General features: G+C 33.6%; 15 protein-coding genes. All 15 read right to left on the reverse strand.

What is annotated here, in order from left to right; all coding sequences use genetic code 11:
- Positions 1–9: 9 nt before the first annotated feature.
- Entirely contained in the window at positions 10–858 is an 849-nt protein-coding gene (ispE, locus tag KA830_RS13320; RefSeq protein ID WP_046206560.1) for a 4-(cytidine 5'-diphospho)-2-C-methyl-D-erythritol kinase, read from the reverse strand.
- Positions 859–1,205: 347 nt separating this feature from the next.
- A complete protein-coding gene (veg, locus tag KA830_RS13325; protein WP_019467722.1) occupies positions 1,206–1,469 on the reverse strand; it encodes a biofilm formation stimulator Veg in 264 nt (87 codons plus the stop codon).
- 98 nt (positions 1,470–1,567) lie between these two features.
- A complete protein-coding gene (rsmA, locus tag KA830_RS13330; RefSeq protein WP_169926878.1) occupies positions 1,568–2,452 on the reverse strand; it encodes a 16S rRNA (adenine(1518)-N(6)/adenine(1519)-N(6))-dimethyltransferase RsmA in 885 nt (294 codons plus the stop codon).
- 6 nt (positions 2,453–2,458) lie between these two features.
- Positions 2,459–3,010, reverse strand: coding sequence for a ribonuclease M5 (gene rnmV, locus KA830_RS13335; RefSeq protein WP_046206562.1), 552 nt, complete (start codon positions 3,008–3,010; stop codon positions 2,459–2,461).
- Between the two features lie 132 nt (positions 3,011–3,142).
- On the reverse strand, positions 3,143–3,916 hold the full coding sequence (locus tag KA830_RS13340; RefSeq protein WP_046206563.1) for a TatD family hydrolase: 774 nt from the start codon (positions 3,914–3,916) through the stop codon (positions 3,143–3,145).
- A 25-nt stretch (positions 3,917–3,941) separates the two neighbouring features.
- Positions 3,942–5,915, reverse strand: a complete 1,974-nt coding sequence (gene metG / locus KA830_RS13345) for a methionine--tRNA ligase (RefSeq protein WP_046206564.1) — start codon at positions 5,913–5,915, stop codon at positions 3,942–3,944.
- Positions 5,916–6,217: 302 nt separating this feature from the next.
- Complete coding sequence (gene rsmI / locus KA830_RS13350) at positions 6,218–7,051, reverse strand: 16S rRNA (cytidine(1402)-2'-O)-methyltransferase (RefSeq protein WP_204180379.1); 834 nt, start codon at positions 7,049–7,051, stop codon at positions 6,218–6,220.
- A gap of 4 nt (positions 7,052–7,055) precedes the next feature.
- Positions 7,056–7,304: a GIY-YIG nuclease family protein gene (locus KA830_RS13355; RefSeq protein ID WP_204180378.1), complete on the reverse strand. Its 249-nt coding sequence runs from the start codon at positions 7,302–7,304 to the stop codon at positions 7,056–7,058.
- The gene (locus KA830_RS13360) at positions 7,297–8,022 is read right to left on the reverse strand and encodes a tRNA1(Val) (adenine(37)-N6)-methyltransferase (RefSeq protein WP_145381807.1); all 726 of its coding nucleotides are present in this window, start codon (positions 8,020–8,022) and stop codon (positions 7,297–7,299) included. The genes KA830_RS13355 and KA830_RS13360 overlap by 8 nt, the downstream gene beginning before the upstream one ends.
- Positions 8,023–8,131: 109 nt before the next feature.
- A complete protein-coding gene (gene yabA / locus KA830_RS13365; protein WP_046206568.1) occupies positions 8,132–8,473 on the reverse strand; it encodes a DNA replication initiation control protein YabA in 342 nt (113 codons plus the stop codon).
- A gap of 15 nt (positions 8,474–8,488) precedes the next feature.
- A complete protein-coding gene (locus KA830_RS13370; RefSeq protein WP_210134304.1) occupies positions 8,489–9,292 on the reverse strand; it encodes a PSP1 domain-containing protein in 804 nt (267 codons plus the stop codon).
- A 2-nt stretch (positions 9,293–9,294) separates the two neighbouring features.
- Positions 9,295–10,221 carry a DNA polymerase III subunit delta' C-terminal domain-containing protein gene (locus tag KA830_RS13375; protein ID WP_064209943.1) on the reverse strand — a complete coding sequence of 309 codons (927 nt, stop codon included), beginning with the start codon at positions 10,219–10,221 and terminating at the stop codon, positions 9,295–9,297.
- A 125-nt stretch (positions 10,222–10,346) separates the two neighbouring features.
- The gene (locus KA830_RS13380) at positions 10,347–10,676 is read right to left on the reverse strand and encodes a cyclic-di-AMP receptor (protein WP_046206571.1); all 330 of its coding nucleotides are present in this window, start codon (positions 10,674–10,676) and stop codon (positions 10,347–10,349) included.
- A gap of 26 nt (positions 10,677–10,702) precedes the next feature.
- On the reverse strand, positions 10,703–11,320 hold the full coding sequence (gene tmk / locus KA830_RS13385; protein WP_204180377.1) for a dTMP kinase: 618 nt from the start codon (positions 11,318–11,320) through the stop codon (positions 10,703–10,705).
- Position 11,321: 1 nt separating this feature from the next.
- The gene (locus KA830_RS13390; RefSeq protein WP_070039618.1) at positions 11,322–12,665 is read right to left on the reverse strand and encodes an aminotransferase class I/II-fold pyridoxal phosphate-dependent enzyme; all 1,344 of its coding nucleotides are present in this window, start codon (positions 12,663–12,665) and stop codon (positions 11,322–11,324) included.
- Between the last annotated feature and the right edge of the window lie 1,102 nt (positions 12,666–13,767).

A 13,767-nucleotide genomic window follows, 5' to 3' on the forward strand; every position in this document is an offset into this window, starting at 1 on the left:
CCCTTCTCACTAACCTAATAATCTTGCAATATAGACTTCATTACAACAACCATTGACTGCATTATATACATGCCTGGCTTGTCGTTCTTTTTGCGTTAATCCATATACGGTTGGACCACTCCCACTCATTACAGCACCATCTGCTCCATTTTCAAGCATATTTTCTTTAATTTTATAGATTTCTGAATACATTTCTCCAGAGATAGGTTCCAATCTGTTTGAAAGACTATTACATAATAATTCATAATTCCCTGTATCCAATGCTTCTTTACAAGTTTCAGTATAAACCTCATGTTCTTGAGTTAAATCTAGCTTTTTAAAAATATCTGGGGAGGAAATGCCTATATCTGGCTTGGCAACAATAACCCATGCCGACGGTGGTTTGTTCATAAACCCAATTAACTCACCTTTCCCTCTACAAAAAGCAGTTTTCCCATATATACAAAAAGGAATATCAGTGCCTATTTGTATTCCTAACTCACATAGTTCTTCTAAAGGTCTATTTAACTTATATAGTCGATTCATTCCTCTCAATGTTGCAGCGGCGTCTGTCGATCCACCTGCAAGGCCAGCTGAAACTGGGATATCTTTATCTATCGTAATCGTCACACCTTGCTGTAAATTATAAGTTTCTTTCATTAACGCTGCTGCTTTGTAGGCCAAATTTTTATTATCGGAGGGAACATAACTTTGTTCTACGTCTACAACTATTTTTTTATCTTTTCGCAGTTCAAAAGATAAACGATCATTAAGATCAATCGTTGTCATAATCATTTCAACTTCATGAAAACCATCATCTCGTTTGAAGAGTGTGTCCAACGTTAAATTTATTTTTGCTGGCGCAGTCTCATAAATCATATTCCCACCCTCTTTCAATTCGATATGGTAATAAAATGATTTTAACATATTGTTATACTTGCGTTATTCTTTTTTTAAAATTTATAAGTTATTTATCCAATTTACCTTACTTATGACTTAAATTAATCTGACATATAAAATAAGCGGTTAATTCCTTATTTTACATTAATATTTTGACGTAACAAAACTATATCTCCCTAATTCTGATGCGCTTTATATTATTTCAAAAAGAAAAAGGTATATTGATGATTATTCACCAACATACCTTTTTCTAATCAATCTCATATTAATGTCTTAAATAAAAATATGGTTGCTTTAACCAAAATTTCAATTTATATTACTGCTATTTAGTGTGCAATTGCTTCTTGATGATTATCATCTTCAAAAGAAACTTGTACGTTTTCTGTTAAAACGTCAGTGTATGTATATGATACACGCTCAAAATTATGAATATCTTGGTCTAGTTCAACAATAAAAACGGATGGGTACGTTTCTTTTAAAACACCGCTACGCTCAATTGTTTTTTTACGACCACCATTCGCTTTCAGTACAATACGGTTTCCTAATTGACAATCAAGTGAATTTTTGATGTCTCCAATAGATTTTGGCATATTGCTCCACCTCGCTACAAGTTGTATAATAACACATTTAGCGCGATTTTGTCAAATAAACATCAATTTTAGCAAGGTGAAACGCAGTTGTCAATCATTTAAAATGCTAATTCTGGGAAATTTTTCAATTCATTATATAATTTTGCAAATTCTTTTATAGAAAGTGTTTCTCCCCGTCTTTTAGGGTTAATGCCACTGGCTTCCAACCAATTCACAATGATTTCTTTATTTGCTTTTCCATCCACAAACAAACTTTGATAATTATTGTTAATGGTTTTTCTTCTTTGTCCGAATGCGGCTTTTGACATTTTGAAAAACTTATCTTCATCGTCTACATCGACAAGTGGTTGATCACGTTTCATTAATTTCACAACGATTGAATCTACGTTTGGTGGTGGTAAAAATACCGTTTTGGGCACAGTCAGCACTTTGCTCGTTTCTGTATAAAACTGTGCGACTATAGAAAGGGAGCCATAAGCTTTCGTGCCTACTTCGGCGTTTAATCGCTCACCAACTTCTTTTTGCATCATAACCACATAACCATCAATCGGTAATTTTTGTTGCATTAAGTTTAATAAAATAGGTGTAGTTATATAATATGGTAAGTTAGCAACAACTAAAATTTGGTCACAATCTGCTAGTTCATGTGTCACATAATGCGCAATATCCGCTTTCAATATATCTTCATTGATTACTGTAACATTGTTATATGGTGCCATTGTTTCATTCAATACTGGTATTAAGCGTTGATCAATTTCAAATGCAATCACTTTTTTTGCACTTTTGGCTAATTGTTCTGTCAATGATCCCATGCCCGGTCCTACTTCAATAACACCTGTTCGTTCATCTATGTGACTGGCATCAATAATATTATGAATAATGTTGACATCGATTAAAAAGTTTTGTCCTAAACTTTTTTTGAAACTAAAACCATAATGATTTAAAAGTGCCTTTGTTCGCGATGGTGTGGCAATATCTTTCATATCCAATTATTTTTCACTTCCTTTATTATCTTTCAAGGCATTTCTAACATCTTCTTCTGTATAACCAAAAGCATTTAACTTGTTAAGTAGTTGTTTGCCGTTAGAATGACCGATATGAAGTTTTCTTCCTAAAATTTCTCTTTTTCTACGCGCGTCTTTACCAATTATTAATCCAAGATCAATCAGAACTTCCTTACTGATACTTTCATGACCCTCTTCGAATGGTGTACTTACATAAATCAAAGCTTCTTTTATGTCTTCAATTTTCGCATGTTCGACACCTATTTTACCACGTTTACTTTTAGCTTTTTCTCGATCAATATAAGCGTGTTTAACCCCTGGAATATATTTTTTTATCGTATTACGAATTTTATCACCTGGGAAATCAGGGTCTGTTAGAACAATGACACCTCGAGTTTCATATGCTTGTGCAATCACATTTAAAGTCTTTTCGTCAATTGCACTTCCATTTGTTTCAATTGTGTCGCAATCCACAGCGCTTTTGACCCGCTCTGTATCATCTCTGCCCTCTACTACAATAAATTCATTTATCTTCATTTATTGTGACACCTTTCGTTTTTACTTCATTTTAGAAAAATTAAAAAGGTATCGGCATAAATTATGGTTACTCTTAGTATTCACTAGACCAACTAAGCCATATTTCAGACCGATACCTTTAAAATAATATCTTTATGCTTTTAATTTAAACAAACGTTCAGCGTTCTCAGTCGTTTGACGACAAACGTCTTCATAGCTAACTTCACGTAACTCAGCAATTTGCTCAGCTACTAAAGTTACACGTGCTGGTTCATTTCGCTTCCCTCTATAAGGATGTGGCGATAGGAACGGTGCATCTGTTTCAACTAATAATCTATCGAATGGTACATGTTTAGCAACTTCTTTAGGCTGTTTTGCATTTTTAAATGTAACAGGGCCTCCTAATGATACATAGAAATTCAATTTATTAATGACATCGTCAGCAATCTCAGGAGAAGCACTAAAACTATGCATAATACCGCCGATTTCTTCTGCATGCTCTTCTTTTAAAATATCCACACAGTCTTGTGTCGCCTCTCTATTATGAATAATAATTGGTAGATTCACACGCTTAGCTAGTGCAATTTGCTTTCTAAAAAGGGCTTGTTGGACATCTTTTGGAGACTTATCCCAATGATAATCTAAGCCAGTTTCACCAATTCCAATAACTTTAGGATGTGCTGCCAACTTTTCTATCCATGCCAATCTTTCTTCTGTGCAATCAATAGCATCTACAGGGTGCCATCCAATAATACCGTATATAAAGTCATATTGATCTATTAACTCCATCGTACGTTCAACGGTTGGTGTATCAAAGCCTACTACAAACATACGATCTACGCCATTATCTCTTGCACGCTCAATAACCGCTTCTAAATCTTCATCGTATTGTTCTGCATTTAAATGAACATGTGTATCGATTAGCATATTAAATCGCTCCCTTTATCTATGATTACTTAATTACTGCACCATTTGGAATTGCATTCGGAAGACTTACCAGTGTAAGTACACCATCTTTTTCAGCAGATAAAATCATACCTTCTGATTTTCGTCCCATTAATTTAGCTGGCTTCAAGTTGGTAACTACCGCAACTTTTTTGCCGATAATATCTTCGGGTTGATAGAACTTGGCAATACCTGAAACAATTTGACGTTGTTCATTATCTAAATCAACTTGGATTTTTAATAATTTGTCAGATTTTTTTACATTCTCTGCATCAATAATCGTTGCTGCTTTGATTTCTACTTTATCAAAATCTTTGATATCAATTTGTGATTTACTAGGTACTTCTGCTTTCGCTTCTTCCACCTTATCTGGTTGCATAGATTGCTTAATATATTCTATTTCAGCATCACTTTCTAAGCGTGGGAAAATAGGTTGTGGCTTACTACTTACCATAATTGGCTCGGTTAATGCACCATATTGTTTAATACTGCTAAATTCATATAATTCAGGTGAATTGATATTTAGCTGTTCAAAAATTTGTCTTGGTGCATTTGTTAAGAATGGTCTTAATAACACTGCAATGATACGAATATTTTCTACTAAATGAGCCATAACATTGCCGAGCATTTCTTTCTGGTTCTCATCTTTCGCTAGAATCCAAGGCGTCGTTTCATCAATATATTTATTCGTTCTACTTATAAATTTCCATATTGTTGAAAGCGCTACTGAGAATTGCAAATTATCCATATTTTCATGGAATGTTTTCACAGTATCAAGCGCCAATTGTTCCATTTCTTCATCGAGTTCGTGCTTAGGACCTTCATAAGCTGGTAGTTCGCCATTAAAGTATTTATTAACCATTGAAATGGTACGGTTAACTAGGTTACCTAAATCATTCGCCAAATCATAATTTGTGCGTTCTACGAATCCTTCTGGCGTAAATACACCATCAGAACCAAATGGTAACTCACGCATTAAATAATAGCGTGTTGCATCTAAGCCATAACGATCAATCAACACATTAGGATCTACTACGTTTCCTTTTGATTTACTCATCTTGCCATCTTTCATTAAAATCCATCCATGAGCAAAGACCTTTTTAGGTAATGGAATGTCTAAAGCCATCAATAAAATCGGCCAAATGATAGAATGGAATCTAACAATTTCTTTCGCCATAATATGAATGTCTGCAGGCCAATATTTTTTAAACAAGCTATCATCATCTGATAAGTAGCCAAGTGATGAAATATAGTTTACTAGTGCATCAATCCATACATAAACCACATGTTTCGGATTCGATTGAACATGGATTCCCCAATCGAACGATGTACGAGATACTGCTAAATCTTCTAATCCTGGTTTGATGAAATTATTAATCATCTCATTTTTACGAGATGGTGGTTGAATAAAATCAGGATTTTCATCATAAAATTCTAATAAGCGATCAGTATATTTAGATAAATTAAAGAAATAGCTTTCTTCTTTTACCAATTCTACTTCGTGTCCAGAATCAGGGCTTTTACCTCCGACAATTGCACCGTTCTCATATACAGGATCAACAAGTTGTGTTTCAGTATAATACGTTTCATCCGGTACAGAATACCAACCCTCGTATTCACCAAGATATATGTCACCTTGCGCCAATAAGCGTTCAAATATTTGTTGTACAACTTCTTTGTGACGTGCTTCTGTTGTACGAATAAAGTCATCATTGGATATCTCTAATTTTTTCCATAACGCTTTGATGCCTGAAATCATTTCATCTAAATAATCCAATTCTGATTTCCCTGCTTTTTGCGCTTTTTCTTGTATTTTTTGACCATGTTCATCCGTTCCTGTTAAATATCGAACATCATAGCCTTGCATTCTTTTATAACGTGCGATGACATCACCAGCTGTAGTTGTATATGCATGACCGATATGTAAATTCCCACTCGGATAATATATAGGTGTAGTGATATAAAATGTTTCTTTCGCCATCAATGTTCCTCCTCGTTTCTCTCACTTTAAATATATCTAAATTTATTTTTATTTTCAATGAAGCAGATAAGTGTTCATTTTATATTTATTAATCATTTTAATACGTTTGATGTAGTATAAAATTAAGTATTTGTCCCTCGTCTATTTCCACTCATTTTACAACACGATAAATAATCTCTATCTTATCTACATTACCATAAATCAAGCTTGTTATGGGAATTTTTCACTTGATTTTATTGATAAAATTTCAAAAAATCTATTCTTCTATTTTCTTTTTAACGCTGAGATTTGTTAGCCTAATTTTATACATTGTGATATATATCATATACTTCACTTGTCTTCATTTGTCTTTCTTCAGCAACTTGTTTAATCGCTGCTTTAGGTTTCATATTTTTATTAATGTAGTGCTCAACGTGTTCATGTATCGACATATCTTCAAACCAAGACGTATCTTCTACTGCAATGTCCCCTTCAATAATGATGACAAATTCACCTTTTGTAAGTATGTCGCCTTCATCTAGTTTCATTAGTAATTTTCCAACTTTGTCCGTGATAATTTCTTCGAATTTTTTTGTTAATTCTCTACCTATTGACACATTTCGTTGCGCATCTATTTTATAAATTGCCTTTAATGTATCTTTAACACGGTGCGGTGATTCATAAATAATCAATGTACTATCTTGAAACATGCGTTGTTCTAACAAATCATATTTTGCCTTTTCTTTCCTTGGTAAAAATCCAAGAAATGTGTATGTAAATGAAGGTAATCCACTTGCCATTAATGCAGTCAATCCAGCATTTGGTCCCGGTACAGTCTCAACTCTGATTCCATTATTTCTTGCAGCTACAACAAGTTCGTATCCAGGATCACTTATCAAAGGTAGCCCAGCATCTGACACTAACGCAATATCAATCCCTTCCTGTAATTGTTGGATTAAATATTCTGTCTGCTGCGCTTTATTATGGTCGTGATAGGATTTCAACGGTGCATGTATATCATAATGTGCACAAAGCTTTTTTGTCACTCGTGTATCTTCACATGCAATCAAGTCTACTGTACGTAATATATCAACTGCTCTATATGTAATATCAGCTAAATTTCCAATCGGTGTGCCTACTAAATACAATGTCGCCATACTTCTACGCCTCACTTATCAACTGTAATTTTTTCTCTCTGGTAAATGTTTTGATTTCATATTCCCGCTTCAAAGCTTCTGATTTAGTATTAAACATTTCTTGATAAACTAACTCTACCGGCCGTCTTATTTTAGTATATTTAGCACCTTGACCGCTATTATGTTTTGCTATTCTTTGTTCTATATCTTTTGCATAACCTGTATATAAACTTCCATCTTTACATCTAACGATATATATATAATGCTTATCCATAATAGATTTCTCTCATTTCTTCTGAATATGTTCCATCTTCATTATAAATATAGAATGGTTGCTGTATGTCTAACCCTTGGTTACCACCTTTTCGTCCTTCAACTACAATTGTTTGTGCTACTTTACCCGGCTTACTATAAATAAAATAAAGCTTTTTAGGTTCTATGCGGTAATGTCTCATACTGCTTAAGACATCCATAAGACGGTCAGCACGATGCACAATTAAAAATCTTCCGCCTTCTTTCAATAAGTGTCGTGCCTCAAAACAACAATCATCCAATGTACACATTATCTCATGTCTAGCTATTTTATGTGCATCTTTTTGATGTTGAAATTGTTGATTGACTTTAAAATAAGGCGGATTGCATGTAACAAGACTATACTGTGCTGGTTTAAACGTATGATGTGCTTGCTTCAAATCCATATGATACATATGAATTCTATCGGTTAGATGATTATGAGCAATACTTCTTTTCGCCATGTGCACTAATTGTTCTTGTATTTCGATACCTTCAATAAACTGATTACCTTTATGAGATAACAGTAAAGGAATAACGCCATTACCGGAACATAAATCCATAATAACGTCCTTTTTCTTTATTTTTGTAAAATGCGCGAGTAACAAAGCATCCGTTGAAAATGAAAAGACATCATCATTTTGTATAATTTCTAATTTCTCTTTTAGTAAAAAATCATACCTTTCGTTTTGCAATAACATTTTTGTAACCTCCAAAAAAGAGGATGAGCCTACGATGCTTCGCTAATGAAGCCTATCGCTTTTCTCATCCTCAACTCCATATTTTTTATTTGTATGAAAAACATTGATACTATTCACTTAGTACTTCAAGACAAAACAAACAGTCGTCGCCTTTTCTATGTTTACCAAATAGCTCTCCATTGCATATATGAAAACCTTCTTTATATAACATCGCTAAATTATCTTTACTACGTAATGGGCGTTTAGGTTGATCTTTTTTACCGTTTTCTATTTTCTTAGTTTTTTCTTCTTTATCTATTAATGTTTTTAAATTCTCATTTTCGATTTGTAAGGCGACATTTTCTTCAATTAATTCTACTGTAAGATTTTTTAAATTTAACATGTCACGATTAATTTGATTAATGTTTTCCTCTAAATGAGCTAGATTTTCAAATATGTCGCTTCGATTCAATGTTGTCACGGCCTCCTACTTTAATGTTTCTAATTCTTCCATTTTATATTCTAATGGTTGCTCAAGACCCTCTACTTTAACTTGCATAGAGATATCTAAAATATTCAAGCCCACTACTTTACCATTACCTTCTGGTGTTTCAATGACATCTCCAACATCTGGTAACTGAGCTCTCGCTTCTTCATAATAATCATTTTCATATTTTAAACAGCACATAAGACGGCCACAAGCACCAGAAATCTTTGAAGGATTTAGCGATAAATTCTGATCTTTAGCCATCTTTATCGAAACTGGTTCAAAATCCCCTAAAAAAGTAGAGCAACATAACGAGCGACCACAAGGTCCAATTCCCCCTAATAATTTCGCTTCATCTCTAACGCCAATTTGTCTTAATTCTATTCTTGTTCTCAGCTTTTGAGCTAAAACCTTCACTAACTTTCTAAAATCTACACGCTCATCTGATGTAAAATTAAAAATAACTTTCGATTTATCTAAAGTAAATTCACAATTCACTAGGCGCATATCTAAATCCTGTTGTTGAATGATATCTTTGCACAAATTCAAAGCATCTTTAGCATCATATTCATTTTGTTCATATTGCATAATATCTTTTTCAGTAGCCTTACGAACAATCTGTTTTAATGGCAACGCTACATCTTCGTCAGCTACATTTAATGGTTCATACTTCACTCGTCCAACTTCTAATCCTCGCTTTGATTCGACCACAACCCAGTCGCCCAAGCCTAAGTCAAAATTTTGTGGTGCGTAATATTCCATTTTGCCTAAGTGTTGAAAGTGTATGCCTACTACATTTTGCATAATTATTTCACCCCTTTTATAACGATTTGTTCAAATACTAATGTTGGATTTACATTTTGATTTAATTTTTTATGTGCTTCTGTTAACTGATCAAACATTAAAACAATCTGATTATATGATAAATCTTGTGCGTATTGTTTAATTTCAACCTGTAAATCTTGGAATATCATTGCTTCTTCTAATCCTACTTTAGCATGCATAATATCTTCAAAGAAACTGTTAACCGCTGCCAACGATAATAACTGTAAACGTCTGTTTTTAGCTTGTTTTAATAAATCGACAACTGCTATTAATGCCATTGAACGGTTTTTTAATATTAACTGACACCATTTGATGATACTTTTGCGCAAAGCCATTAAATCTGAGTCTTCGTTTAACGCAACTGCAGTCTCTATCTGTGTTGTATAGGCACTTAACAATTCCGCAACAGGTCGAGTGATTTCTCGCTCAACTAATCTATCTATAAAATTCAATTTATTAATTGGTTTAAAATAAACATGTTGGCATCTTGAGTGTATCGTATCTAAAATTTGCTCTGGTTTTGTAGTTAATAAAATGGCAATGGTATTATCTGGAGGCTCTTCAAGAAATTTTAGTATACTATTTTCACCTTGAATGGTTAATTTTTCAAAGGATTCTATAATATAGACTTTATAATTTCCTTCAATAGGTAATTGATTCATATGATGCACTAATTGCTCTATTTGATCTTTTTTAATGGTTGTTTCCTCAGAAGACACATACATAAAATCTGGATGATTAAATGTTTCTACTTTTAACTGACATTGATCCTCTCCACCACATAAAATCATTTTAGAAAAATCAATCGCAACTTGTTGCATTGTCTGTCCATCGTCACCTTCAAATAAATATGCATGCGATAATTTATTAGATTGATATGCTTTTGTCAGTCTTTCTAGTTCATCCATGTTAATGTTGCTCCTTTATATAAAAAGGCTGCTAATACATAGTGCCTTTACGAATTACATTTAGCATTAGCTAATCAAATAGCAACATGTAAGTCGAAAAGTTACCATATACAGCAACCATGTTTTTAGAATTGATGGAAAGCTTCAACTGGCATAACAAATACCGTTGCTCCGCCAACTTCCACTTCAACTGGATAAGGTATATATGAATCAGCACTTCCACCCATCGGGGTAATCGGCGATACAAGTTGTTCTCTATTTCCACAAGTATCATTAATAACCTGTAGCATTTCATCGACACGATTATCTTCTACACCTGATAAGAAAGTTGTATTGCCCGCTCTTAAAAATCCACCTGTTGTTGCAAGTTTTGTCGCTCTAAAATTATGTTTAACAAGTTTGTCTGAAAGTTCCTGACTATCCTGATCTTGTACGATTGCTATAATCATTTTCATACTAAACACCTCTTTTGAATATTATATCATAATTTTTCTAAATAATTGGTGATAGATTCATACGTAGCATTCACTACTTTATCTATACTTTGATCCGCATTAATTACAATAAAGCGCTCAGACTCATTATGAATAATCTTTTTATAACCTTCAACTACTTTTTCATGAAATTTTACATCTTCTTGATCTAATCGATTTTGATTTCTTTGATTTTTTAGTATTCGCTCTCTACCAACTTCGACACTAACATCTAGATAGATTGTTAAGTCTGGATATAATCCATTAATAGCAAATTCATTAATAGATTTAACTTCTTCTATACCTATACCCCTTGCATACCCTTGATATGCTAATGAACTATCAATATAACGATCACATAGAATAATATGATCATTATCTAATGCTGGAATAACTTTACCTACGAGGTGTTCCCGTCTTGATGCAGCAAATAATAATGCTTCAGTACGGTCATCCATATCTTCTCCCTCTAACAATACTTCTCTTATTTGCTCTCCTGTCTTCACGCCTCCTGGCTCTCTTGTAAGTACGATATTATACTCATGTTTGAGTTTTTCTGCAACTTGTTGTATTACAGTTGTTTTTCCAGAACCTTCTGGCCCCTCAAAAGTTATAAAAGCTGACATCTTATTCATCCTTAATTTCTATTTTAAAATTTTTTATTCCTTCTACTCTTTGTTGCTGTTCACACCAATAATTCATTAATTTTACCATATCTTCTGTGATTTTTTCTCCTTTAAACATTATTGGAATACCAGGAGGATACGGCACAATGTGATTAGCTAATATTTTATTTTCTGCATATTTAATGTCTATTTTCCGCACATTATGTATTTCGCCACCATAATACATACTACTCCCCGTTCTATACGGTACGCTGACATTTATATCGTGCTGTCTTTCTACTAATTGAACCTTTTCAATCCTTGATAGTAATTCATCAAATGGGAATTGATCACCTTCATGCCACAACGGCAAGACCATTAACACTTGAAAGTCATCAGCCAATTCAACATAAATATGGTGTGCTTCAAAGTATGATTGTAATTCGTAACCATGATACCCTCTACATCTTACATTTAGTTTTAGTGGGTCATCAACCTCAACAATTTCGAACCCTTTGTTTTCCAATTGTTGAACCAATTGTTCTCTCTTTTGAAAAAAGTATTCGCTATGATAGTCGTCATAAAATTTTTGTGCCAGTTCTAGGCTACTCATTAATAAATATGATGGACTAGAAGATTGAAAATAGGATAAATATCTTATGACTGCTTCTCGACAAGGTGCCTTTTTATGAATAAATATCACTGAACTCATCGTTAGCGATGGCAGTGTTTTATGATATGACTGCACAACATAATCCGCGCCCATGTTCAATGCCGTTTCTGGAAAATGTTCAAATCCTAGATGTGCACCATGAGCTTCATCGATTAGCATTGGTATTTTCAAAGTTTTTAAAAGTTCTGTAACAGTTTTTATATCAAAACATTCACCATAATAATTAGGATAAGTAAACACTGCTAGTTTACTATCTTTCACTTGATCATATAATGACGTTTTGTCAGGCCCTAGATATTGATTCGTAGCGTCACTGATATCCATTTTTAATAATTGTGCCTTTGCCTTTATTAAATCTAATGCATGAAATACAGACTTATGTACATTGCGCGCTATCGCATATTCACCATTTTTTGAAGAAAACGCTTGAATCACTGACAATATTCCTGAAGTAGTACCATTCACTAAATAATAAGCATCATAATCAGGGTGTTTGTCAACATTCTTCATGCTTTCAGCTATTACTGACTCAGGAGAATGTAAGTCATCAAGTCCTGTAATTTCTGTCATATCCATTTTAAAATCCAATTGATTCAAGTACCCAATAGTCATATTTTTATGTCCAGGTACATGTAATGAAATAGGTTCTTCAGCTAATAGTCCTTTCAATTTATGTAACAACGATTTGCTCATGCTTATCCTCGCTTTTCAATTCAATATTTCTTGTTTCATTACAATTCCACTATATAAATAATAAAATTAACATTACCTTATAAAACAGTATAACGTTGTAATCTTCTACATTTTAACATAATAATATAAAAAAATGCGTGCACTTAAAAACCATAGTTTTAAAGTATCACGCCTTTATGAATTAATGATATTGATACATGAACTTAACTCATTCTGTTAAAATTCTTTTTATGCAAAAAAGACCCTTTCGGGTCTTGATTGCCTGTAAAGTCACACTTCTTAATTTTAATTTTTACCTTTCACACTTATATATCTTATGAATTTACATGTTATTAGAATAGTGTGACTTATGCATGAGCTTTAGCTCATGTATTCCTCTTTACCTACTCTTGTGGAACGTAAGTCAGCTACCTTCGGCGCTAAGCAGCTTTTCTGACTTCAGGCAAGCGTTCGTAAAGTACCACTCTCAATTTATTGAGATAGCGGTACTTATGCATGAGTTTTTGCTCATGCATTCCTTTTACTTTTTCACGCTTTCCTCACTCACTTACCGCTTGTAAGCTCATTTCGTCTTTCGTTTACTTCGTCAGCTTCAAACGCTTTCTTTTGTCAGTTTGCAGTTCTTCGAACTGGAAGTTAAGCTCCTTTTATGTAAAAAAAAAGAGACCTCTCGGTCTCGGCTCATCGCATCCTATTTACTTGCCTATAAAGTCACACTTCTTAATTTTAATTTTTACCTTTGACACTTATATATCTTATGAATTTATATGTTATTGGAATAGTGTGACTTATGCATGAGCTTTAGCTCATGTATTCCTCTTTACCTACTCTTGCGGAACGTAAGTCAGCTACCATCGGCGCTAAGCAGCTTTTCTGACTTCAGGCAAGCGTTCGCATCTTTCCTCAATTTCACGCTTTCCTCACTCACTTACCGCTTGTAAGCTCGTTTCGTCTCTCGTTTACTTCGTCAGCTTCAAACGCTTTCTTTTGTCAGTTTGCAGTTCTTCGAACTGGGAAGTTAAGCTCCTTTTATGTAAAAAAAAAGAGACCTCTCGGTCTCGGCTCATCGCATCCTATTTACTTGCCTGGCAACGTCCTACTC

The sequence above is a fragment of the Staphylococcus sp. GDY8P119P genome (assembly GCF_017892075.1).
Lineage (GTDB): Bacteria > Bacillota > Bacilli > Staphylococcales > Staphylococcaceae > Staphylococcus > Staphylococcus ureilyticus.